Source organism: Phyllobacterium sophorae (genome assembly GCF_003010965.1).
Classification (GTDB): domain Bacteria; phylum Pseudomonadota; class Alphaproteobacteria; order Rhizobiales; family Rhizobiaceae; genus Phyllobacterium; species Phyllobacterium sophorae.
On sequence record NZ_PGGM01000002.1, the window covers coordinates 250,600 to 272,193 of the forward strand.

The window sequence follows — 21,594 nt, forward strand, 5'->3', positions numbered from 1 at the left end:
AATGGCTGAAAAATCACAAAAATTGCAGAATCTGACCGAAGCGGAAATAAACGAGCGCCACGCCGACAAGATGCGCAAGAAGAAGGCGGTGCGTGACAAGATTCTGGCGACCAAGACTGATGAAAAAGGTCTCGTGATCGTCAATACCGGCAAAGGCAAGGGCAAATCCACAGCCGGCTTTGGCGTCGTCTTCCGCGCGCTCGGCCATGGGATGAAGATCGGCGTCGTGCAGTTTGTAAAGGGCTCATGGGATACGGGTGAACGCTGGGTTCTGGAAAAATTTCCGGAACAGGTGACTATCTCAGCAATGGGCGAGGGGTTTACCTGGGAGACGCAGGATCGCGCACGCGACATCGCCATGGCGCGCAATGCCTGGGAGCAGGCGAAGGCAATGATCCTCGACGACGAAACGGAACTGGTGCTCTGCGACGAATTGAATATCGCCTTGCGCTATGACTATCTGCCCGTAGAAGAAATCATCGAGGTTTTGAAGCAGAAGCCGCACATGAAACATGTGATCATCACGGGACGAAACGCCAAAGACGAACTTATCGAGTTTGCCGACCTCGTCACTGAGATGGAAATGATCAAACATCCGTTCCGTTCCGGCATCAAGGCCCAGAAGGGAATTGAGTTCTGATGGCCGACAGCTGGCAATTCTGGGCGGTCGTTTCTGCGATGTTTGCAGCCCTGACCGCCATATTTGCCAAGGTTGGTATCGAGAACATCAACTCCGATTTTGCAACGCTGATCCGGACCTTTGTTATTATCGGAGCGCTATGCGTGTTCCTGACAGTCAGCGGCCAATGGCAGGGCTTGTCGGCAATTTCCACCAAGACGTGGACATTTCTTATTCTGTCAGGGCTGGCGACAGGGGCTTCCTGGCTTGCATATTTTCGTGCGCTCAAAATCGGTGATGCGGCGCGGGTGGCCCCTATCGACAAGCTTTCCATCGTCATGGTGGCGATCTTTGGCGTCGCTTTTCTCGGAGAGAAGCTTTCCGGACTCAACTGGCTCGGCGTTTTGTTGATCGCCGGAGGCGTTATCCTACTGAGCCTGCGGTTCTGAAGAGCGCAGCGAGCCATGTTCCCCAGGGATTGTCGGCATAGAGAAGTTTGGTGGCCAGCGCCAAGCAGACGACGATCAATAACGGCTTTATGATTGCTGCGCCGGATTTCATTGCCAGACTGGCACCAACGCGGGCTCCGGCGAACTGAGCGATGCCCATCAGCAAACCGATCTTCCAGTTGATCACGCCAAGAAATGCAAACGTAAGAAAGCCGCCAAGATTGGATGCGAAATTCAGAAGCTTGGTATGGGCCGTAGCCTTGAGCAGGCCGTAACCGGCAAGCGAGACAAAACTCAGCATGAAAAAAGAGCCGGTTCCCGGACCAAACAGCCCATCATAGAAGCCTATGAGCGGCACGATGGTAAGTCCGAACAGGAATGGCGTGACACGGCGCGCACGATCCACGTCGTCCATATTGGGTTTGACCGCAAAATAGATGGCAATCGCGATCAGCAGGACCGGCAGGAAGGCACGTAGCACATCCCCAGGCAAGAAGCCTGCCAACAGAGCTCCGCCAATGGCTCCAAGCGCGGACATGAGCGCAGACGGTAGTTGGCTCTTGAGGTCGACATGTCCCTTTTGCGCATAGGCGATTGTGGCCGAGGCCGAGCCAAACAGCGACTGCAGCTTGTTCGTCCCAAGGGATTCGACGGGCGAAAGACCAGCCAAAAGCAAGGCCGGCACTGTTACGAGGCCTCCGCCTCCAGCAATCGAGTCGATGAAGCCTGCGACGAACGCAGCGAATATCAGGAGTGGTGGTACGTTTTCGAGGAAGGCGGACATGGGGAGGGTCTCTGTGCAACGCGGCGGACCATAGCCAGATTTTTGCGTTTGGCGAGCAGTTTTGGCGTACGGATGCCTCGCAGTATGCGAATCGCCGCCAGGTGTGCTGTTTCGGCACTTGAATTTGCGGGTCCGCGCTGCAATCAATCTTAAAGGACAGTTGGGGGTACAATGAGCGAAAGCATTTTTGATCGGATTACCGCTTATCTTGGAGCAAAAAGTGCGGTGCAAAAGGTCGCCGATGATCCGGTGTTGACGGCAGAGCTTTTGCTTTTGCTGCATGTGGCATTGGCGGACGGCAAGACGGACAAGACCGAATATGCTGCTATTCTGGGTATCGCGGAGAGTGATTTCGGTATTCCGCGCGACGAATTTGCTGAGGTGGCAGAATATCTCAAGGACTTCGGTTACGAGACGACGAGCAAGCAAGCTGCGCTGGCCTTTGCCGATGTGCCGTTTGATCGCAAGGTGTCGCTGCTGCGTCACCTTCTGGTGATTGCAAATGCAGACAATGATCTTGATCCCCAAGAGGCCAATCTGATTCGCACCACCGCGGATCTCCTGGGCGTGACACCCGAAGAATTGCACAAGAAGCACTGATGCCCCGGCCAATTTACGCGCTTGGTATTGGCTGCGAGCGCGGATGCGATCCGCAAGAGGTTTTATCCCTGATCGAACGTATTCTGAAAGTCGCCGGCGTCAAGGCCAGCGATGTGATTGGAATATATTCAATCGATCAACGCCGGAGCGAACCGGCCCTTTTGCAAGCCGCGGAATACTTCGGCTTGCCGTTGACATTCTTCAGTGCTGAAAGCCTGGAGGAACAGACGCCCCGACTGCTCAATCCATCGGAACGGGTTTTTGCTCTGGTCGGCTGCCATGGTGTGGCGGAAGCGGCTGCGCTTGCGGCCGCGCGTTCGGATGGCGTACTGGTGGTCGGAAAGACCAAATCCGCTCACGCCACCGGCGCATTGGCAGAGATAGGCGAGTTGAGACAATGAAAGTTCACTTTATCGGCGCAGGTCCCGGCGCACCGGATCTTATCACCGTGCGCGGCCTGAAACTTATCCAGTCCTGTCCAGTCTGCCTCTATGCCGGGTCGCTGGTTCCACCGGAAATGGTGGCGGAGGTACCTGATGGCGCGAGGGTGATCGACACCTCATCGCTCACGCTGGACGAGATCATCGGTGAGATCGAGCGGGCGCACGCCGAAGGCAAGGAAGTGGCGCGGGTACATTCGGGTGATCCGTCGATCTACGGGGCGGTCGCTGAACAAATGCGACGCCTCGATGCGCTCGGCATCGCCTATGATGTGACACCGGGCGTTCCGGCATTCGCAGCCGCTGCTGCTGCCTTGAAGAAGGAACTGACGGTCCCGGAAGTGTGCCAGACAATCATCTTGACGCGCACATCAATGAAATCGTCGGCCATGCCGGAGGGGGAAGATCTGGCCACACTCGGGAAATCCGGCGCGACACTGGTCATTCACCTGTCGATCCGCAATCTGGCGCGCATAGAAACCGAGCTCACGCCGCTCTATGGTGCAGATTGCCCTGTGATCGTTGCCTATCGCGTTGGGTGGCCTGACGAACAGTTCATCCATGGGACGCTTGGCGATATTGCGGACAAGGTAAAGGCATCCGGCCTCAGCCGGTCTGCCATGATCTTTGTCGGGCGCGGTTTGTCGGCCGACGCGTTTCGGGACTCAGCGCTCTACCACAAGGATCACAGCCACACGTTACGTTCGCGCCCGGAGTGAACCCAAAATCTCGTCGACGAACTGACTTACACTTTCGATATCTATCAGTGTGTGTGTGCCGGGGCGGTGTGGCCGGTCGATCATGATGACGGGCAGGCCGAGATCACGAGCGGCTTTGATCTTCGTATAGGAGGCAGAGCCACCGGAGTTGCGGCAGACGATAAGTGTTAGACGCTTCTTCGTCAGGAAAGCTGTCTCATCTTCCACTTTGCCGGGCCTTGAGAGCTCCAACTCGAAATCGACGAGATCGAGCGGTGTTTCTGGCGGGTCGATCATGCGGACCACGAAATGCACATCACCGCGACGGGAGAAGGAGGCAATGTGCTGGCGTCCCAGGGCGAGCAGTACGCGAGCCCTCGTAGGGATGGCAGCGACTGCCTCCTCAAGCGATGCAACGCTTGTCCATCGGTCACCGGGCTTTGGGTGCCATGCCGGCCGTTCCAAGCGGACGAACGGAACTTGGGTCGAAGCCACTGCCACGAGTGCATTGTCAGAGATTTGCGTTGCGAAGGGATGGGTGGCATCGATGAGCAGCGATACATTCTCGCGCGCAATGTAGCCCGTGAGCCCTCTTGCGCCGCCAAACCCGCCAGTGCGAACTTCACCCTCGAGTTTTGCTGGATCGCGTGTGCGCCCTGCGAGCGATGAAATTACGCGGCGGCCTTGCGCTACGAGCAGAGTGGCGAGTTTCGAAGCCTCCGCGGTGCCGCCAAGAATGAGGATCGGACGATCAGACACGGGAGAGCACTGTGCCTTTGCGATCAGTGACGATCACTTCCACCTCGACCGGCGCTCCCTTGAGAGTGGCAAGTGCTGTTTGCCTGGCCTTCGCAGCGATCGGGCTGGCGAGATCGATCCCGAGACTTTGAGTCAATTCAAGCACTTCCTGAGCAGTGTTGGCATTCAGAATCCGCTCTCTCATATTTGGGTCGAGACCAAGCTTTTCCGCTTCATCGGCCAGAAACGTCATACTGACCTGGCTGCGTCCCGAATGAAGATCGAGCGCACCTTGCGCCAGTTTCGTCAGTTTGGCAAAGCCTCCAGCGATAGTCAGCCGGTCAATGGGATGTACGCGCAAATATTTCAGGAGCCCGCCGGCAAAATCACCCATATCGAGCAGCGCGATTTCCGGAAGGTTGTAGATGGCTTGCGCTGCATCTTCGGAAGTGGAGCCAGTCGCGGCAAGGACATGCGTCAATCCCGACGCGCGCGACACGTCTATGCCGCGATGGATCGAATGGATCCAGGCAGCGCAGGAAAAAGGATGAACGATGCCAGTGGTGCCCAGGATCGAAATGCCGCCGACAATGCCGAGACGAGGGTTCCAGGTATTCTTGGCGATTTCCTCGCCCTCGGGCACGGAGATCGTGATGATGATATCGGCGGGCAAGTCATACTGCGCACAAATCTCTTCACAGATTTTGGTCATCATTTGCCGCGGTACGGGGTTGATGGCTGCTTCGCCTGGTGCGATCGGCAGGCCCGGCAAGGTGACAGTACCGACGCCTTCGCCTGCGACAAACTGGATGCCGCTTCCGGGCGGTGCGGGGAATACGGTCGAGATTATGGTTGCGCCATGTGTGACATCGGGATCATCACCAGCATCTTTGACGATGCCTGCCATGGCGTAACCGTCGCCGATCGATTCGATCGCCAGCTGGAAATGCGGGACCTCACCCTTGGGCAGGATAATGGCCACCGGATCGGGAAATTCACCAGTGATCAAACCAATAAGCGCAGCTTTCGTCGCTGCGGTTGCGCACGCACCCGTCGTCCAGCCCCTGCGCAAAGGCCGGTCGATCGTTTCGTCTGGTTTACGCAATCCGGCATCCGGTTCATCACTCATACGGATCTTATAGACCAGCTTCTCCGCCCGTTGCATGATTTTTCCGATAAGTTCATGCTTGCGGTCAGAAAAATTGTGCTATGCGCAAAAAGGACCAGTGAGCGATGGGCGCAATGAAATCAAAACTGCCAAAGTTTGAAGCGGGACATGTTTGGCTTGTCGGGGCAGGGCCGGGGGATCCTGGTCTTCTGACGTTGCATGCGGTCAATGCGCTCGAACAGGCTGATGTGGTGGTCTACGACGCGCTGGTCAATAAAGATTGCCTGTCGTTCGCCCGTCCTGACTCAACCTTGGAATATGCCGGCAAGCGCGGCGGCAAACCGTCGCCTCAGCAGCGGGACATTTCGCTGCGGCTGGTTGAGCTGGCGCATTCGGGCAAACGCGTCCTGCGGCTGAAGGGCGGCGATCCTTTCGTGTTCGGGCGCGGAGGCGAGGAAGCGCTTACCCTGGTTGAACATGGCGTACCGTTCCGGATTGTCCCCGGCATCACTGCTGGGATCGGTGGACTTGCCTATGCGGGCATTCCGGTGACGCACCGTGAAACCAACCAGAGCGTCACCTTCTTGACCGGGCACGATGCAACCGGTCTGGTGCCTGATTCGATGGACTGGAGTAGTATCGCCAAGGGCTCTTCGGTGATCGTGATGTACATGGCCATGAAACACATTGGCCTGATTGCCTCGCGGTTGATCGGCGCCGGACGTTCGAAGGATGAACCAATTGCCTTTGTCTGTAACGCGACAACCGGTGAACAAAAGGTGCTGGAGACGACTTTGGAGAAAGCCGAGGCGGAAGTGAGCCAGTCCGGTCTTCGGCCGCCTGCCATTGTCGTCGTCGGCGAAGTTGTGCGCTTGCGCGCCGCTCTCGACTGGCTCGGTGCGGTGGAGGGCCGCGTGCTCAAGCAGGATCCTCTCGGCACCCGCCGGGAAAAGGATGCAGGATGAAAGGCGTCATCGTCGCCGCGCCAGCTTCCGGCAGCGGCAAGACTACAGTAACACTGGGGCTGCTGAGGGCACTGCACGATCTTGGAGTCGCTATCGCCCCGGCGAAAGCCGGTCCCGACTATATCGATCCCGCCTACCACACGCTCGCAAGCGGCGTTCCTTGCGTCAATCTCGATCCATGGGCTATGCGGCCAGATCTGATCAGCGCCCTTGCATCCCGCCATATCGAAGGCGGCAAGATGCTTGTCGTCGAGGGTATGATGGGGCTGTTCGACGGGGCGATGGACGGAAGAGGGTCGGCGGCGGACCTGGCGACACGCCTTGCTCTACCGGTCATTCTCGTTCTGGACTGTGCCCGGCAATCGCACTCAGTTGCTGCGCTCGTCAGCGGATTTCGTGATTTTCGCCGCAATGTAATGATAGCAGGGCTGATCCTCAACCGCATCGGCAGCACGCGTCATGATGCCATGCTAAGGTCGGCGCTCGAGCCCGTGGGCATACCGGTCCTGGGCTCAGTGCCGCGCGACGAGAAGCTGCAACTGCCAGAACGGCACCTCGGCCTTGTTCAGGCAGGCGAACACGTGGACCTCGACAATTTCATTGCTTACGCCGCTTCCGTCATCGTCGAACGGATCGCTCTTGATCGCATTCAGCAAATCGCTGGCCGCTATGGTCCCACGGCGTCCATGGCAAATATCGCGCGAATTCCGCCGCTAGGACAGCGCATTGCGGTTGCCCGCGACAATGCCTTTGCCTTCTCTTATTTGCACCTGCTGGATGGCTGGCGCAGGCGGGGCGCGGAGATCAGCTTCTTTTCGCCCCTTGCCAATGAAGCGCCTTCCGAGACCTGCGACGCAATTTATCTCCCCGGCGGCTACCCTGAACTGTACGCGGGACAGCTCGCGCAGGCTGCAAATTTTGCATCTGGGATGAGGCAGGCAGCAGCCAAGGGCGTTTCCATCTATGGCGAATGCGGCGGGTATATGGTTCTGGGCGAAAGCATCGAGGATGCTGCGGGCGAAAAGCATCAAATGCTGGGGCTGTTGCCGGTCGAAACAAGCTTTGCAAAGCGCCGACTGCATCTTGGCTATCGGCGGCTCGCACCACTCGCCGCTTCACCATTCCAAGTTCCGCTGACAGCGCACGAGTTTCACTATGCCAGCATAATTCGCGAGGGCGATGCCTTGCGGCTCTTCCAGGTCAAGGATGCGCTCGGCGAGGATTTGGATGAGGCGGGTCTGCGCGTCGGATCGGTCTGTGGCTCCTACATGCACGTAATTGATTTGGCGGGATGATGCAGGTTGAACATGGAGGGGCGCTCGACCGCGCCATGGAGCGTTTCGGCGGCGGGATCGACGACTGGTTTGATCTTTCGACAGGTATCAATCCGGAAGTTTTCCCTTTGCCGCCGATCGGGCCCGAGATATGGAATCGGTTGCCCGACGAGAAGCTGCTGGCATCGGCACTGCGTGCAGCAAGCAGCTACTATGGCATGCGAAGCGATGCCGGAATTTCAGCGGCGCCGGGAACGCAGGCGCTGATCCAGATAATGCCCGAACTGATGATCAAGGGTGAGATTGCCATTGTTGGTCCCACCTATCAGGAACATGAGCAGTCGTTCCGGCAAGCGGGCTGGACTGTTGCGAATTGCCGGAGCGTTGATGACATTCCCCAGTCTGCAAAGGCTGCGGTCATCGTCAATCCGAACAATCCAGATGGGCGCGTGATTGCGGTGGATCTTCTGCTAGATTTGGCGAGACGACTGGATGGCAGGGGCGGCTTTCTCATCGTCGATGAAGCCTTTGCCGATCCGCATCCTGAGGTGAGCATCGCCGCGCATGCGGGAATGAATGGGCTGATTGTCCTCAAATCCTTCGGCAAGGTCTTTGGTCTTGGAGGGCTGCGTCTTGGCTTTGCGCTTTCGACGAGCGCTATTGCGCAGGCTCTCAAATCGCGCTTGGGCCCTTGGCCGGTATCCGGTCCCGCGCTGGCGATTGCAACGCATGCGTTTTCAGAGAAGCAACTGCTTGCAGACTATATGGCGCGGCTGAGCGTACGCCGTACACTGCTTGCGAACGTTCTCGCTGAGGCAGGCGTTGTCGAGATTGGTGGAACGATGCTGTTTTCACTGGTAGAGTTCAGGCAGGCGCATCTGCTTCACGAAGAACTTTGCAAGCAGCATGTTCTCACGCGAAAATTCGGTTATGCGCCACAATGGCTACGTTTTGGTCTGCCATTGGATGAAAACGCGGCTGACATCTTGCATCAGCGCCTGGGGAAGGCCCTGAGCACAGTTTCAAGCTGATATTCTGATTCAGAGGGATCGAATTATTCATGGTAATCAATTTCTTGATTCTGTTTCTTGCCTTGCTTGCTGATCGTTATTTCGGCGATCCGGACTGGTTGTGGGAAAGAATTCCACATCCGGTCGTCCTCTTCGGCAAGGCTATCAGCTTCGTAGACCAAAGGTTCAACAAGCCGACCAATTCAGACTATGAAAGGCGACGCGACGGCTTTCTTGCGATGCTGGGCTTGCTTGTGCTGGCAGCCGCGGTCGGCTGGCTGGTGCATGTGGCGCTGCGAACCATCTCTCCTCTTGGCGAGTTGATCGAAGCTCTTATCGTTGCGGTGTTCCTCGCGCAGCGAAGCCTTGCTGATCACGTCTCCCGTGTTGCCAATGCGCTGCGCGACGAGGGAATTATAGGGGCCCGGCGGGCTGTCTCGATGATTGTTGGACGAGATCCGGAAGTGCTCGATGACGCAGGCGTCAGCCGTGCTGCCATCGAAAGCCTCGCGGAGAATACGTCCGATGGGATCATCGCGCCGGCATTCTGGTATGCCTTGCTGGGGCTTCCGGGACTCCTTGCCTACAAGCTGCTGAACACCTCGGACTCAATGATTGGTCACCTGAACGATCGCCATCGCGATTTTGGACGCTTTGCCGCCAAGCTCGATGACGTGGCCAATTGGGTTCCTGCGCGACTGACGGGGCTGCTGATTTCCGGCGCGGCCTGGATCGTGCACGGATATGATGCTGCGCTTCGATCGTTCAATGTGATGATGCGCGATGCGCGTCTGCACCGCTCGCCCAATGCAGGTTGGCCGGAGGCCGCGATGGCTGGCGCTATCGAGGTAGCGCTGGCGGGCCCGCGCGTTTACGGCGGCGTTACCGCCAATGAGCCTATGCTGAATGGCGCGGGCCGGCGTGATGTCGGAGCCGAAAACATCGAGGATGCACTCAACATCTTCAGCGTCGCGACTGCGACCTTCACTGTCGCCATCCTCGTCCTTTTCCTCGTGGGGCTGCTGCTCTAACCCTGTTCGCCAATACGTCGCGCCAGGGCTTTGTGCAGATCGGGTGAGGCCTGGACAAGCGCTCGCCCGGCGTCGGATTGCGGATTGCGCAAGACTTCGCCGGTATTCCCGCGCTCGACGATCTTGCCGTTGGACATGATCATGACCGTATCCGTGATGGCGCGAGCCACCGCGAGATCATGGGTGATGAACAGATAGGCGATGCCGAGCCGGCCATTGAGATCGGCGAAAAGGTCAAGGATCTGCGCGCGGATCGACACATCGAGCGCCGACACTGGCTCATCGGCAACGATCAGCTTCGGTTCTGTGATGATGGCGCGGGCGATGGCGAGGCGTTGACGCTGGCCACCGGAAAATTCATGCGGATATTTGTCCCGGTCCTTTCGCGGTATGCCAACCCGCTCCAGTGCCGCATCGATACGATCGCGTTTTTCGGAAGATGAGAGCGGGCGATCCAGCAGGTAGAGGGGTTCTGCCACGAGGCGGTCTGCCTTGTGTCGCGGATTGAACGACCCATATGGATCCTGAAATACCACCTGCATGTTTTGGCGGACAGGACGTAGCGCATCTTCTTTCAGGTGGTCGATGCGTTGATTTCCAAATTTTATCTCACCGGCGGTGGGCCGATCGAGCGCAAGAATCATGCGTGCCAAGGTGGATTTGCCACAACCGGAGCGGCCAACCAGTGCCATGGATTGACCCTGCTGGAGATCGAAGCTGACATCGTCAACTGCTTTCGTGTCTTCGCTCCGGGCAAATAAGCCGCTGCGACTTCCACGGTAGCTGCGCTCAAGATTGCGGGCTGAAAGCAGAGAACCCTGGCTTCGAACATGCTGGTGGCTCGTCCGATCCGGAACATGCATCGAGGCCTGCGCCAGCTGGCGTGTGTAGGGATGGGTCTGCTCCGTCAGGATCTGCGTGGTCTCACCATTATCCATCACCTCGCCATGGCGGAGAATGGTTATCGAATGGGCCGTGTCGGCCACTACCGCCAGATCGTGACTGATGAGCAGCAGCCCCATTTTTTGTTCGTCGACGAGACTTTGCAATAGCTCCAGGATTTGGGCTTGCAGGACGACATCCAGCGCGGTGGTCGGTTCGTCGGCGATCAACAGTTTCGGTTTCAGTGCACAGGCGATGGCAATGACGACGCGCTGGCGTTGGCCACCGGAGAGTTCATGCGGATAGCGGCGAAGCGGAAACTTTGAAGTCGGCAGGCCAACCCTGTCGAGAATGGCGCATGTCTGCTCTTCTGCAACGGCGCGGCTCGCTCGTGTGTGTTGCCGGATCCCTTCTGCGACCTGTTCACCGATGGTTTTCACCGGATTGAGCGCCGTCATCGGTTCCTGAAACACCATGCCGATGTCGTCGCCACGCAACTGGCACATATCGGCTTCGCTTGCCGCCAAAATGTCCTTGCCGTTGAAGCGAATTTGCCCTTCTGCCTTGGCACCGCTTGGCAGCAGTTTCATAATGCTGAGCGCAGTCATGGATTTGCCTGAGCCGGATTCGCCCACCAATGCGCGGATTTCACCCGGATCAATGGCGAGATCGACGCGCTTCAAAGCCTGAAAGGCTCCGATCTTCAATGACAGGTTCTTGATTTCGAGCAAAGCCATTAACGTTCCCGCCACAGCTTCGGGTCAAGGACATCGCGCAGGCCATCGCCAAGCAAATTGAGACCAAGAACGGTGGTGACGATGGCGAGACCGGGAAACAGGGCCATGTGCGGGGCGATGCTGATCATCGTCTGCGCCTCGAATAGCATGCGGCCCCAGCTGGGCATCGGCGGCTGGGATCCAAGGCCAACATAGGAGAGACCCGCTTCGGCAAGGATACCGAGCGAGAACTGCATGGTTGCCTGCACGACGAGGAGGTTCGCCATGTTGGGCAGAATATGCTCGACCGTGATGCGCGCCGCCCCTTTGCCCGACGCACGGGCAGCCAGAATATATTCACGCGGCCAGAGCGACAGCGCCGCGCCGCGGGCGACACGGGCGAAGACCGGAATATTGAATATGCCAATCGCGATGATGGCGTTGACAGCGCCCGGTCCGAAGACAGCCGTGATCATGACCGCCGAAAGGAGCGCGGGGAAAGCAAAGATCAGATCGTTGAAGCGCATGAGCACCTCGTCAATGACACCGGCGCGCGCTGCAGCCCAAAGGCCGAGCGGAATGCCGACGCCTGCGCCGATCACCACGGAGACGAAGGCGACGGCGATCGAATTGCGGCTGCCAACCATGATCATCGAGAGAATATCCCTGCCAAAGTGGTCGGTGCCGAGCCAGTGGGCCGCGGATGGCGGTTTCAGCTTGCCCACGATGTCGAACGTGCCGACCGCATAGGGTGTCCAGACAAAGGACAGTGCCGCAATCAACGCAAGCAGACCCGTAATGATCAATCCGATGGCAAATGACCTGTTGGAGAGAGCCTTGGCGATATTCTCACGCCATATGGTGGAGGTATTCATGCGCGGCTCCGAAGGCGCGGGTCGACGACGGCATAAGACAGATCAACCAGAAGATTGACCAGGATCACGGTGGCCACAAGCACCATGACCACGCCTTCGACAACAATCAGGTCGCGCTGGGTGATCGCCTGGAACACAAGACGGCCGAGGCCAGGCAGGTAGAAGACGTTCTCGATGATGATCGTCCCGGCGAGCAGGAAGGCAAATTGCAAGCCGAGAATGGTCAGAACCGGGATGAGGGCATTGCGCAGCGCATGACGGTAAAGCACCTTGCGGCGGCTTAGTCCCTTGGCGCGGGCCGTGCGGATGTAGTCTTCGCCGAGCACGTCCAGTAGGGCTGAACGGGTGATGCGTGCCAGGATGGCGGCCTGCGGCAAGGCAAGAGCGATCGACGGCAGGATCAGGGACTTGAGGCCAGGCCATAGACCGGCATGCCAGCCGGGAAAGCCGCCTGCCGGAACAAGCCGAAGCGTCACTGCGAAAACATAGACAAGGAGGAGGGCGAACCAGAAATTGGGAATGGCGACACCCACCTGGGCAACGCCCATGGTCGCGGTATCGGAAAGCGAACCGCGTCGCGCTGCGGAAAACAGGCCGACCGGGATGGCAATCAGGGTGGACAGAGCCAAGGAGATCAGGGCAAGCGGCAACGAAACCGCGACGCGTTCGGTGATCAGATCGATGACCGGGACTGAGTAGGTATAAGACCTACCCAGGTCGCCTGAAAGGAGGCCACCTAGCCAGCTGAGATAACGGGTGATCAATGGTTGATTGAGCCCCATCTGCTCTTGAAGGGTACGGACGGCATCTTCGGTCGCATTCATGCCGAGCATCAGGCGGGCCGGATCGCCTGGCACGACTTCAAGCACCGCAAACACAACGACAGATGCTGCCAGCAGCGTAAGGAATCCGATCAGAACGCGCTTTGACGCGTAGCTCAGCATGAATCAGCCTCGATTTTGGCGACGCTGGCGAACATCACTCCGCCCACTTCACCGCGGTCAGATCGTTGGCTTGAATCGGACCGTTTTCCCACAGCCCCTCGATCTTTGCGTCCCATACGCCGGTTTTGGGTAGCTGGAACAGGAAGGCCGCGGGAACATCGGTTGCCAGAACCTTCTGGGCCTGCTGGTAGAGTTCCGTACGCTTTTCTGCGTCGGAAGTTGCTTCGATCTGCTTGATCAAATCCCTGAACGCCGGATTGTCATAGTTGAAGTAGTAATCATCGCGGGCGAAAATGTTGAGATCGTTGGGCTCGGTGTGGGAGACGATCGTCATGTCGTAATCCTTGCCCTTGAAAACCTGTTCGAGCCACTGGGCCCACTCCAACGGTATGATCTCGGCTTCGATGCCGATTTCGCGGAGCTCAGCCGCAATGATCTCGCCGCCGCGTCTTGCATAGGTGGGTGGCGGCAATTTCAGCGTCGTCTTAAAGCCATCAGCGTGGCCGGCCTCGGCAAGTAGCTTCTTTGACAGCTCGGGATCATAGGCGGTTTCCGATGTCAGATCGAGATAGGCTGGGTGATGCGGCGGAAAGAATGAGCCGATAGGCGTTCCGAGGCCGAACATCGCGCCGTCGATCAGCGCCTTGCGATCGATGGCGTGGGCAATGGCTTGACGCACCTTCAGATTGTCGAAGGGTGGCTTCTTGTTGTTCATGCCGAGGACCGTTTCGCCTTCGGTGGTACCTATAACCACCTTGAAGCGAGGGTCGGCCTGAAACTGCGCGATAGTTTCATAGCTCGGGAAAACCGGAAAGGCCTGCACATCGCCGGCCATGAGTGCCGCTGTGGCCGCTGCCGGATCCGGAATGACACGGAATGTGGCCTTTTCCAATGCTGCCGGCGTACCCCAGTATTCGGGGTTCTTCGAGATGACGATCTGCGAGCCCTTGGCCCAGGAATCGAACTTGAACGGGCCGGTTCCGATCGGCTTTTCCTTGTTGGTCCCGGCGCTTTCCGGCGCGACGATCACCGCATCACCCCAGCCCATATTATAGAGAAAATCGCCATTCGGCTGTTTCAGGGTGACCTTGACGGTCAATGGATCCACAACCTCCACCGTGTCGATGGCGGCAAACAGACCCTTTTGCGCATTTGTGGATTTGTCGGCGTGAGCGCGATCGAGCGAAAACTTGACGTCCTCGGCATCGAATGCCGTGCCGTCGTGGAATTTTACGTCCTTGTGCAGCTTGAAGGTGTAGATCTTGCCGTCGCCGGAGATCGTCCAGCTCTCGGCGAGGGCAGGGAGAACGTCGCCTTTCGCTCCGATCCGCGTCAGGCCCTCGAAAATATTGGCGTAGACGACCTCATCAATCGCAGCAGCGGCACCTGCTGTCGGATCGAGGTGCGGCGGTTCCAGCACGATGCCAAGCACCAGATCGGTTTTTGCCGCAAAGGAAGCGGTGGACGAGAGTAGCGCGATAGCAGCACCTGCGAGGACTGACTTCCAGAATTTCATCATTCAACGTCTCCCGAACACTTTGCCGCAACTGGAATGGACATTTATCTCGTCTAGATCGACCCGGTTAATAACACCTTCAAACCGAGTGCCATGACTTTAGCCGACTCGATCATGTCTTCGATACCGACATATTCATCGGGCCGATGCGCGAGGTCGAGGATGCCGGGCCCATAGGCGATGCAGTCATGCAGCAATCCAATGCGCGCGATATGCTTCTGATCGTAGGTGCCGGGAGAAATTACATAGTCGGGCTCTTTGTTGAAGACGGCGCGAATGCCTTCGGCAATGGCTGTCACGACCGGCGCGTCGCGCTCGGTCATCAACGGTTGTACCTCCATGATGTCGCGAATGTTGTAGTGAAATTTCGGCCGCTCCCATTGCAGCCGGTCGAGGATTGAACTCACCTCGCGCTTTACCTCGGCAATGTCCTCTTCGAGCAAGAAGCGGCGATCGATGGTCAACAGGCAGGAGTCCGGCACATTGGGAGAAGGCAATCCGGAATAATCATCGGTCTGGCCGCCATGGATCGAATTGATGTTCATCGTCGACCGGCGCGCGCCCTCCGGCACCACGGGCATACGCGTCTGTTTCTGTTCGAGCGCCGGAAATAGTTCCTTTTCGAAGGCTTCAAGTACTGCGCCCATGTGGCGGACCGCGCAATCGCCAAGAAATGGCATTGAGCCGTGCGCGATCTCACCCTTGGTCTCGATCTCTGCCCACCAGACACCGCGATGGCCAAGACAGATGCGATCTTTGTTGAGCGGTTCGGGAATGATGACGTGATCGACGCGCGGCTTGGAGAAGAAACCTTTACTGGCGAGATAGGCGACGCCGCCGAAACCGCCTGATTCCTCGTCCACAGTGCCGGAAATCTCGATAGCACCGGAAAAATCGGGATAGACTTCGAGAAAAGCTTCCGCAGCGATGATCGAGGCCGCAAGTCCGCCCTTCATGTCGCAGGCGCCGCGCCCATAGACCTTGCCGTCCTTGACGACACCTTCAAACGGGTCGACCGTCCAACCTTCGCCGGTATCAACGACATCGATGTGCGAATTGAAATGCACGGTCTGGCCGTGAGTGCGGCCGTCAAAACGGGCAACGACATTGGTGCGGGGATAGCGGTCAGTGTCGCCGGGTGTGCCTTCCCCGCGAATCAACTGGGTTTCGAAGCCGAACTTTTGCAACCGCTGCGCGAGATACTCAGCGCAAGGTGTGTAGGCCTCGCCAGGCGGGTTGATCGTGGGAAAGCGGATGAGTTCACGCGTCAGCGTGATCAGGTCATCACGTCGTTTCTCGATGGCGCGGGAGAGCTTGTCGTCCATGCTCATATCAAATCAGGACCGCTCCCGATTTGGCAAGAGGCAACTTGTTGCCCGTAGCAAATGCCGTTTTCCTGATGAGATGTCGTTTGTGTGTTTGGCGGTTTGGAATTGTTCTTATAAAACAAGCCACGAAGCATGTGACGAGCGGGGCCCATCAAAAATGAACGCAGAACCACACCTTGCCCTGTCGGAGCCGGTTGGTGATGAAATCCGCAAGACCACTTGCTACATGTGCGCCTGCCGTTGCGGCATCGATGTGCACATCAAGGACGGCAAGGTCCGTTACATCGAAGGCAACCGGGACCATCCTATCAACAAGGGTGTTCTGTGTGCCAAGGGATCCGCGGGGATCATGCAGCATTATTCGCCGGCGCGCTTGCGTGCACCGCTGCTGCGAACCGGGCCGCGCGGCTCCGGCGAGTTCAAGGAAATCAGCTGGGAAGAAGCCCTGTCGCTGGCTGTCGATTGGCTGCAACCTGTGCGCGAGACCGCGCCGCAGAAGCTGGCATTTTTTACCGGCCGGGACCAAAGCCAGGCACTGACCAGTTTCTGGGCGCAGAATTTCGGAACGCCCAACTATGCTGCGCATGGAGGTTTCTGCTCCGTCAATATGGCGGCGGCGGGGATCTACACGATTGGCGGGGCATTCTGGGAGTTCGGTGCTCCCGATTGGGATAAGACGAAGCTCTTCGTGCTGTTCGGCGTCGCGGAAGACCACGATTCCAATCCGATCAAGATTGGCATCTCCAAACTGAAGAAGCGCGGTGCGCGATTTGTCTCGGTCAATCCGGTTCGCACTGGCTATTCCGCGGTCGCCGACAACTGGATTGGAATCAGGCCGGGCACGGACGGGTTGCTGATCCTCAGCGTCATTCACGAGCTCTTCAGGACTGGCAAGATCGATCTCGATTATCTGCAGCGCTACACCAATGCGCCGTGGCTGGTGATCGATGACGAAGCCAAGGAGGATCATGGCCTCTTTCTGCGCGACGACCTCGGCAAGGCGCTGGTGCGCGACCGCAAGACGGGTGCGCTGGCGCGATTTGACGAGCCAGGTCACGTGGCCGATCTCAATGCAGATTTCGTCACCTCGGACGGCCGGAACGTGCGCAGTGTGCTGCGGCTGATGGCAGAAAAATATCTCGATCCGAAATATGCGCCGGAAGCGATTGCCGCTGAAACCGGAATTGCGGCGGCAACGATCCGGGGATTGGCTTCAGAAATTGCTCGCGTGGCGTTCGAAGAAGAGATTGTGGTGGAACAGCCCTGGACCGACATGAAGGGCGAGCAACACGAGGTCATGATCGGCCGGCCGGTGAGCTTTCACGCCATGCGCGGCATCTCCGCCCATTCCAATGGTTTCCAGTCGGCGCGAGCCTTGCATGTGCTGCAGACAATCATCGGCTCCATCGATTGCCCTGGCGGTTATCGTTACAAGCCGCCCTATCCGAAGCCTGCCACCGCGCATCCGCGGCCGCATGGCAGGGCCGAACATGTAAAGCCCGGCCAACCGCTCGCAGGTCCGCACCTGGGTTATCCACTCGGACCTGAAGACCTGCTGGTGGACAGCGACGGCAAACCGCAGCGCATCGACAAGGCGTTTTCCTGGGAAGCGCCATTATCAGCGCATGGCATGATGCACATGGTCATTGCCAATGCCACTGCAGGCGATCCCTATCCGGTGGACGTGCTGTTTCTCTATATGGCGAACATGGCGTGGAATTCGTCGATGAACACGCGCGGCACTATCAAGATGCTTGAAGCGCGCGACGAGACGACGGGCGAATATATAATCCCGAAAATCATCTACTCGGACGCCTATTCATCGGAGATGGTCGCCTATGCCGATCTGATCCTGCCCGACACGACCTATCTGGAGCGGCACGACTGCATTTCGCTGCTTGACCGGCCGATCTCCGAACCGGAGGCCGCATGCGATGCGATCCGCTGGCCGGTCTTGGAGCCGGACCGCGATGTGCGTGGCTTCCAATCCGTGCTGATCGATCTTGGCGCGCGGTTGAAGCTTCCCGGCTTTGTCGATGGCGAGGGCAATGCCCTTTACAAGGACTATGCCGACTATATCGTCAATCACCAGCGTAAACCGGGAATCGGCCCGCTGTCCGGCTGGCGTGGCGCGGATGCGCAGGGCGAGGGCCGTGGTGCACCCAACGCGGACCAGCTGAAGAACTATATCGACCATGGCGCCTTCTGGATGAAGCCCATTCCCGAAGAGGCGCTATATTTCAAGCATCACAACGCCGCGTATCAGCAATTTGCCATCGATATGGGCTTCTTCGATGCGCCCCAGCCGGTCACTATCCAGCTCTACGTTGAGACACTGCAGAAATTCCGGTTGTCGGCGCTTGGTGTCCGGAAACCCGTTGCGCCCGAGCAATACAGACAGCGCTTGCTCGACTGTTTCGATCCGCTGCCTGACTGGTACCGGCCCTTCGAGGAGCAAGGTGTCGATACCGCTGAATTTCCGTTTCATGCGATCACGCAGCGGCCCATGGCGATGTATCACTCCTGGGGCTCGCAGAACGCCTGGTTGCGGCAAATCCATACCAGAAACCCTCTCTATGTCCCCAGCAATATCTGCGATGAGCTGGGCTTGAAGGATGGCGATTGGGCCTGGGTCACATCCCATCATGGACGCATCAAGTGCGAGATCGCGCGGACTGACGCCGTGAATGGGAAAACCATGTGGACTTGGAATGCGATCGGCAAGCGCAAGGGTGCCTGGGCGCTTGATCCGAATTCACCTGAAGCAACGAAGGGCTTCCTGCTGAACCATCTCATTCACGAACTCCTGCCCCCCAAAGGCGATGGCATGCGCTGGTCCAATTCCGATCCGATCACCGGGCAGGCGGCCTGGTACGATTTGCGCGTGCGCATCGAAAAAGCCGAATCAGGAGCAGAGATCAGCGAGCCGCATTTCGGTACGATCAAGCGGCCCGGCAGCCAGAGGCAGCCGGTGGACGAGTTGCGCTATGGGGAGGAGTGGACAAGCAAATGACCAGCCTGCCGCAAAACCGCACCGCCAAAAGGCTCGGGCTGGTCATCGACCTTGATGTCTGCGTCGGTTGCCATGCCTGTGTGATCAGCTGCAAGGAATGGAATACCGGTGGCTATGGCAATGCGCTATCGGACCAAGATCCTTACGGAGGAGACGTTTCGGGGACGTTTCTCAACCGCATCCACAGTTTCGAGGTGGTCCCGGAGGGCGGGCAAATTATTGGCGAAGCTGGCGATGCGCGTGTGGTGCATTTTCCGAAGTCCTGCCTGCACTGCGAAGATGCGCCATGTGTGACGGTGTGCCCAACCGGCGCTTCCTACAAACGCGCCGAGGACGGCATCGTGCTGGTTGACGAGGACAAGTGCATCGGTTGCGGGCTTTGTGCCTGGGCCTGCGCCTATGGCGCGCGGGAGATGGATTTGGCCGCCGGCGTGATGAAGAAATGCACGCTGTGTGTGGACCGCATCTATAACGAGACCTTGAAGCAGGAAGACCGCGTGCCATCCTGTGTCAGGACCTGTCCGGTAAACGCTCGGCATTTTGGCGATCTTGGCGATCCTAATTCCGACGTCTCGATCATGGTGGCTGAAAGAGGCGGGTTTGACCTGATGCCGGAGCAAGAAACGCGGCCGACAAACAAGTATCTGCCACCCCGCCCACGGACTTGCCTGAGCGACAGCGCGCCGATCATCCCGCTTGCCGAAAACACCGAAGGCGCGCGTGGGTTTTTCGCATGGCTCGACAAGACGCTGGACCGGATTTAGTTCATGCATCCAGCCTTTTCGATCATCCTGTTCACTACCTTGTCAGGTCTGGGTTATGGGCTTGCCGTTGTGCTTGGACTTGGTTTTCTTGATCCGTCACTGTTGTCGACCAAGCTCGCTTATCTCGCATCGCTTGCGCTGATCGGCATCGGGCTCCTGTCCTCGCTTCTGCATCTCGGCAATCCGCAGCGTGCATGGCGGGCGTTGAGCCAATGGCGCTCCAGCTGGTTGTCGCGGGAGGGCGTGATGGCCATCGCGACGTTCGTTCCGCTGACTTTGAATGCGACGCTGGTGATATTCACTGACAGGTACGATGCAATTCTGGGTCTGATTGGCGTTCTCGGCGCGCTCGTTACCGTCTATTGCACATCGATGATCTATGCATCGCTCCGGACCGTTGGATCATGGCATACGAGACTGACGCCACTGTGCTTTATCCTGATTTCACTGGCGGGCGGGCTTCTGCTTGCCGGTGCCTTCGCGGGTGGAAACGCGTTGATGGTTGAGTTGCTGGCGCTAGCAGTGATTTTGCTGGCATTGATTGCCAAAATGGTCTGGCGCAACCGGGCCACGACATTGGTGCCGGTCTCGACGCCTGAAAGCGCAACGGGCCTCGGGTTCATCGGCAAGGTGCGGTTGTTCGAGCGACCGCATGCGCTCGACAATTATCTCACACGGGAAATGGGCTTCCGCGTCGCACGCAAGCATGCCGCCAAGCTATGGGTGGTCGCATTCTTTTTTGGCGCGATCCTGCCAATTCTGACACTGCTCATTGCCATGGCGGCAGGCAGCGGACCAACCGCGCAACTTGTTCTTGTTGCCGGCGTCGTTGCGCATTTTCTTGGCGTTTTCGTCGAGCGTTGGCTGTTCTTCGCTGAAGCCAAGCACGCCGTGATGAACTACTACTAGGTCAGTTCCAGCGCTTGTGGAACCACATCCATTGGCCGGGATATTCGCGGACCCAGGTCTCGACCTTGTCGTTCAATACCTGCACGGTTGCGGCGAGGTCGATTGCGCCTTTTTCATCGCGAGGCAGTTCCATCTTCTCTTCCAATTCAAGCCGGAACCGGCCACCCGGCAATCGCACACAGCGCGCGGGGTAGACATCGCACTCATATTGTCGCGCGAGCTTCGCCAGCAGCGGATTGGTCTTGCATGGCCGATTGAAAAAGGTCGAGGGAATGCCTCGACGAAATTTCTGATCAACCAGCATGCCGACATTGCCATTGATGTTGAGCACGCTGGCGAGCGACCACGCTGCACCGGCTTTCGATGGCACCAGATGTCCCATATTGGTGCGCCGGGCACCCAGGATTCTTTTGGCGACGTATGGATTGTTCGGCGGGCGGAAGAGGGCGGTGACATTCAAGTCGAACGTTGCAGCGCAAATGGGCAGCAGTTCGAAATTGCCGGTATGACCAGTGAAGAAAATGTGCGGGCGGTCCTTCTCCTCAAGTAGACGTTCAAAGATTTCGCGGCCATGCACCTCGATAAGCCCCGTTTTGTCGCTATGCGGATCGTAATCGAATATCGCGTCGAGAAAGACGTATTCGGCGGTGAGGCGAGCCATGTTGCCCCACATGTCCCGTGCGATCTCCTGCAACTCTGCTTCGGGTTTTTCGGGATAAGCCTTGCGCAGATTGCCCATCGCCACGCGGTGGCGGCCCATCAGAGGACCGATCTTGCGGGCAGCCGCATCCATGAAATCCATGGCAGCTTTCGCTGGCAGGCGCCGCAGGAGCCACAGAATGCCAAAGATGACATGCGCCGACAGCCAGTAGTTGAATGACTTCAACTTCTGGCTCCAACGGTACAGAGCTAGTTTTGTATCAAGTTTCAT

The 21,594-nt window shown here is 58.0% G+C and carries 21 protein-coding genes; 12 read left to right on the forward strand and 9 right to left on the reverse strand.

Annotated elements, in window-relative coordinates; all coding sequences use genetic code 11:
* Nucleotide 1 precedes the first annotated feature (1 nt).
* Both cobO and CU103_RS05115 read left to right on the forward strand, forming a co-directional pair.
* Complete coding sequence (cobO, locus tag CU103_RS05110) at nucleotides 2-640, forward strand: cob(I)yrinic acid a,c-diamide adenosyltransferase (protein WP_106662859.1); 639 nt, start codon at nucleotides 2-4, stop codon at nucleotides 638-640.
* Nucleotides 640-1,068: an EamA family transporter gene (locus tag CU103_RS05115; RefSeq protein WP_106662860.1), complete on the forward strand. Its 429-nt coding sequence runs from the start codon at nucleotides 640-642 to the stop codon at nucleotides 1,066-1,068. Before cobO ends, CU103_RS05115 begins: the two co-directional genes overlap by 1 nt.
* Here CU103_RS05115 and CU103_RS05120 read toward each other — a convergent pair.
* Nucleotides 1,043-1,852 carry a TSUP family transporter gene (locus CU103_RS05120; protein ID WP_106662861.1) on the reverse strand — a complete coding sequence of 270 codons (810 nt, stop codon included), beginning with the start codon at nucleotides 1,850-1,852 and terminating at the stop codon, nucleotides 1,043-1,045. The genes CU103_RS05115 and CU103_RS05120 overlap by 26 nt on opposite strands.
* A 171-nt stretch (nucleotides 1,853-2,023) precedes the next feature.
* On the opposite strand from CU103_RS05120, the gene CU103_RS05125 reads away from it, so the two are divergent.
* The 3 genes from CU103_RS05125 to cobM are packed head-to-tail and all read left to right on the forward strand — an operon-like array spanning nucleotide 2,024 to nucleotide 3,611.
* Complete coding sequence (locus tag CU103_RS05125) at nucleotides 2,024-2,452, forward strand: tellurite resistance TerB family protein (RefSeq protein WP_106662862.1); 429 nt, start codon at nucleotides 2,024-2,026, stop codon at nucleotides 2,450-2,452.
* Entirely contained in the window at nucleotides 2,452-2,853 is a 402-nt protein-coding gene (locus tag CU103_RS05130; protein WP_106662863.1) for a cobalamin biosynthesis protein, read from the forward strand. The genes CU103_RS05125 and CU103_RS05130 overlap by 1 nt, the downstream gene beginning before the upstream one ends.
* A complete protein-coding gene (gene cobM, locus CU103_RS05135) occupies nucleotides 2,850-3,611 on the forward strand; it encodes a precorrin-4 C(11)-methyltransferase (protein WP_106662864.1) in 762 nt (253 codons plus the stop codon). Before CU103_RS05130 ends, cobM begins: the two co-directional genes overlap by 4 nt.
* On the opposite strand, the gene CU103_RS05140 is transcribed toward cobM, so the two are convergent.
* Together CU103_RS05140 and CU103_RS05145 are read right to left on the reverse strand one after the other, a co-directional pair.
* On the reverse strand, nucleotides 3,591-4,349 hold the full coding sequence (locus CU103_RS05140; RefSeq protein WP_106662865.1) for a cobalt-precorrin-6A reductase: 759 nt from the start codon (nucleotides 4,347-4,349) through the stop codon (nucleotides 3,591-3,593). The genes cobM and CU103_RS05140 overlap by 21 nt on opposite strands.
* Nucleotides 4,342-5,457, reverse strand: a complete 1,116-nt coding sequence (locus CU103_RS05145) for a cobalt-precorrin-5B (C(1))-methyltransferase (protein ID WP_106663302.1) — start codon at nucleotides 5,455-5,457, stop codon at nucleotides 4,342-4,344. The genes CU103_RS05140 and CU103_RS05145 overlap by 8 nt, the downstream gene beginning before the upstream one ends.
* Before the next feature lie 104 nt (nucleotides 5,458-5,561).
* Here CU103_RS05145 and cobA point away from each other — a divergent pair, with 104 nt between their 5' ends.
* From cobA to cbiB, 4 genes are read left to right on the forward strand one after another with little or no spacing between them, the layout of a single operon-like run.
* Entirely contained in the window at nucleotides 5,562-6,401 is an 840-nt protein-coding gene (cobA, locus tag CU103_RS05150; protein WP_106662866.1) for a uroporphyrinogen-III C-methyltransferase, read from the forward strand.
* Nucleotides 6,398-7,696 carry a cobyrinic acid a,c-diamide synthase CobB gene (locus CU103_RS05155; protein ID WP_106662867.1) on the forward strand — a complete coding sequence of 433 codons (1,299 nt, stop codon included), beginning with the start codon at nucleotides 6,398-6,400 and terminating at the stop codon, nucleotides 7,694-7,696. The genes cobA and CU103_RS05155 overlap by 4 nt, the downstream gene beginning before the upstream one ends.
* Nucleotides 7,696-8,706, forward strand: coding sequence for a threonine-phosphate decarboxylase CobD (gene cobD / locus CU103_RS05160; protein WP_106662868.1), 1,011 nt, complete (start codon nucleotides 7,696-7,698; stop codon nucleotides 8,704-8,706). Before CU103_RS05155 ends, cobD begins: the two co-directional genes overlap by 1 nt.
* 29 nt (nucleotides 8,707-8,735) lie before the next feature.
* The gene (cbiB, locus tag CU103_RS05165; protein ID WP_106662869.1) at nucleotides 8,736-9,716 is read left to right on the forward strand and encodes an adenosylcobinamide-phosphate synthase CbiB; all 981 of its coding nucleotides are present in this window, start codon (nucleotides 8,736-8,738) and stop codon (nucleotides 9,714-9,716) included.
* On the opposite strand, the gene CU103_RS05170 is transcribed toward cbiB, so the two are convergent.
* Genes CU103_RS05170 through CU103_RS05190 form a run of 5 tightly spaced genes read right to left on the reverse strand, consistent with a single transcriptional unit; the run spans nucleotide 9,713 to nucleotide 15,974 of the window.
* A complete protein-coding gene (locus CU103_RS05170; RefSeq protein WP_106662870.1) occupies nucleotides 9,713-11,335 on the reverse strand; it encodes an ABC transporter ATP-binding protein in 1,623 nt (540 codons plus the stop codon). The genes cbiB and CU103_RS05170 overlap by 4 nt on opposite strands.
* Nucleotides 11,335-12,189 (reverse strand): ABC transporter permease, encoded by an 855-nt coding sequence (locus CU103_RS05175; protein WP_106662871.1) that lies wholly within the window; start codon nucleotides 12,187-12,189, stop codon nucleotides 11,335-11,337. The genes CU103_RS05170 and CU103_RS05175 overlap by 1 nt, the downstream gene beginning before the upstream one ends.
* A complete protein-coding gene (locus CU103_RS05180) occupies nucleotides 12,186-13,133 on the reverse strand; it encodes an ABC transporter permease (protein ID WP_106662872.1) in 948 nt (315 codons plus the stop codon). The genes CU103_RS05175 and CU103_RS05180 overlap by 4 nt, the downstream gene beginning before the upstream one ends.
* Before the next feature lie 34 nt (nucleotides 13,134-13,167).
* Nucleotides 13,168-14,649 carry an ABC transporter substrate-binding protein gene (locus CU103_RS05185; protein WP_106663303.1) on the reverse strand — a complete coding sequence of 494 codons (1,482 nt, stop codon included), beginning with the start codon at nucleotides 14,647-14,649 and terminating at the stop codon, nucleotides 13,168-13,170.
* 53 nt (nucleotides 14,650-14,702) lie between these two features.
* Nucleotides 14,703-15,974, reverse strand: a complete 1,272-nt coding sequence (locus CU103_RS05190; RefSeq protein ID WP_106662873.1) for an acetylornithine deacetylase/succinyl-diaminopimelate desuccinylase family protein — start codon at nucleotides 15,972-15,974, stop codon at nucleotides 14,703-14,705.
* Nucleotides 15,975-16,134: 160 nt separating this feature from the next.
* On the opposite strand from CU103_RS05190, the gene CU103_RS05195 reads away from it, so the two are divergent.
* Genes CU103_RS05195 through CU103_RS05205 form a run of 3 tightly spaced genes read left to right on the forward strand, consistent with a single transcriptional unit; the run spans nucleotide 16,135 to nucleotide 20,663 of the window.
* On the forward strand, nucleotides 16,135-18,990 hold the full coding sequence (locus CU103_RS05195; RefSeq protein ID WP_106662874.1) for a molybdopterin oxidoreductase family protein: 2,856 nt from the start codon (nucleotides 16,135-16,137) through the stop codon (nucleotides 18,988-18,990).
* Nucleotides 18,987-19,754, forward strand: coding sequence for a 4Fe-4S dicluster domain-containing protein (locus CU103_RS05200; RefSeq protein WP_106662875.1), 768 nt, complete (start codon nucleotides 18,987-18,989; stop codon nucleotides 19,752-19,754). Before CU103_RS05195 ends, CU103_RS05200 begins: the two co-directional genes overlap by 4 nt.
* 3 nt (nucleotides 19,755-19,757) lie before the next feature.
* Entirely contained in the window at nucleotides 19,758-20,663 is a 906-nt protein-coding gene (locus CU103_RS05205) for a dimethyl sulfoxide reductase anchor subunit family protein (protein WP_106662876.1), read from the forward strand.
* 1 nt (nucleotide 20,664) lies between these two features.
* Here the strand turns inward: CU103_RS05205 and CU103_RS05210 are convergent, their stop codons facing one another.
* Nucleotides 20,665-21,594, reverse strand: coding sequence for a lipid A biosynthesis lauroyl acyltransferase (locus CU103_RS05210; RefSeq protein WP_106662877.1), 930 nt, complete (start codon nucleotides 21,592-21,594; stop codon nucleotides 20,665-20,667).

What these genes read in the sequence shown, in the direction of transcription:
- CU103_RS05180 (WP_106662872.1), bottom strand. Translation starts at nt 13,133, where the DNA reads ATGCTGAGCTACGCGTCAAAGCGCGTTCTGATCGGATTCCTTACGCTG.
- cobD (WP_106662868.1), top strand. Translation starts at nt 7,696, where the DNA reads ATGCAGGTTGAACATGGAGGGGCGCTCGACCGCGCCATGGAGCGTTTC.
- CU103_RS05115 (WP_106662860.1), top strand. Translation starts at nt 640, where the DNA reads ATGGCCGACAGCTGGCAATTCTGGGCGGTCGTTTCTGCGATGTTTGCA.
- CU103_RS05200 (WP_106662875.1), top strand. Translation starts at nt 18,987, where the DNA reads ATGACCAGCCTGCCGCAAAACCGCACCGCCAAAAGGCTCGGGCTGGTC.
- cobA (WP_106662866.1), top strand. Translation starts at nt 5,562, where the DNA reads ATGGGCGCAATGAAATCAAAACTGCCAAAGTTTGAAGCGGGACATGTT.
- CU103_RS05185 (WP_106663303.1), bottom strand. Translation starts at nt 14,649, where the DNA reads ATGAAATTCTGGAAGTCAGTCCTCGCAGGTGCTGCTATCGCGCTACTC.
- CU103_RS05195 (WP_106662874.1), top strand. Translation starts at nt 16,135, where the DNA reads ATGAACGCAGAACCACACCTTGCCCTGTCGGAGCCGGTTGGTGATGAA.
- CU103_RS05145 (WP_106663302.1), bottom strand. Translation starts at nt 5,457, where the DNA reads ATGAGTGATGAACCGGATGCCGGATTGCGTAAACCAGACGAAACGATC.
- CU103_RS05130 (WP_106662863.1), top strand. Translation starts at nt 2,452, where the DNA reads ATGCCCCGGCCAATTTACGCGCTTGGTATTGGCTGCGAGCGCGGATGC.
- CU103_RS05175 (WP_106662871.1), bottom strand. Translation starts at nt 12,189, where the DNA reads ATGAATACCTCCACCATATGGCGTGAGAATATCGCCAAGGCTCTCTCC.
- CU103_RS05190 (WP_106662873.1), bottom strand. Translation starts at nt 15,974, where the DNA reads ATGGACGACAAGCTCTCCCGCGCCATCGAGAAACGACGTGATGACCTG.
- CU103_RS05210 (WP_106662877.1), bottom strand. Translation starts at nt 21,594, where the DNA reads ATGAAACTTGATACAAAACTAGCTCTGTACCGTTGGAGCCAGAAGTTG.
- cbiB (WP_106662869.1), top strand. Translation starts at nt 8,736, where the DNA reads ATGGTAATCAATTTCTTGATTCTGTTTCTTGCCTTGCTTGCTGATCGT.
- CU103_RS05170 (WP_106662870.1), bottom strand. Translation starts at nt 11,335, where the DNA reads ATGGCTTTGCTCGAAATCAAGAACCTGTCATTGAAGATCGGAGCCTTT.
- CU103_RS05125 (WP_106662862.1), top strand. Translation starts at nt 2,024, where the DNA reads ATGAGCGAAAGCATTTTTGATCGGATTACCGCTTATCTTGGAGCAAAA.
- CU103_RS05120 (WP_106662861.1), bottom strand. Translation starts at nt 1,852, where the DNA reads ATGTCCGCCTTCCTCGAAAACGTACCACCACTCCTGATATTCGCTGCG.
- CU103_RS05155 (WP_106662867.1), top strand. Translation starts at nt 6,398, where the DNA reads ATGAAAGGCGTCATCGTCGCCGCGCCAGCTTCCGGCAGCGGCAAGACT.
- cobO (WP_106662859.1), top strand. Translation starts at nt 2, where the DNA reads ATGGCTGAAAAATCACAAAAATTGCAGAATCTGACCGAAGCGGAAATA.
- CU103_RS05205 (WP_106662876.1), top strand. Translation starts at nt 19,758, where the DNA reads ATGCATCCAGCCTTTTCGATCATCCTGTTCACTACCTTGTCAGGTCTG.
- cobM (WP_106662864.1), top strand. Translation starts at nt 2,850, where the DNA reads ATGAAAGTTCACTTTATCGGCGCAGGTCCCGGCGCACCGGATCTTATC.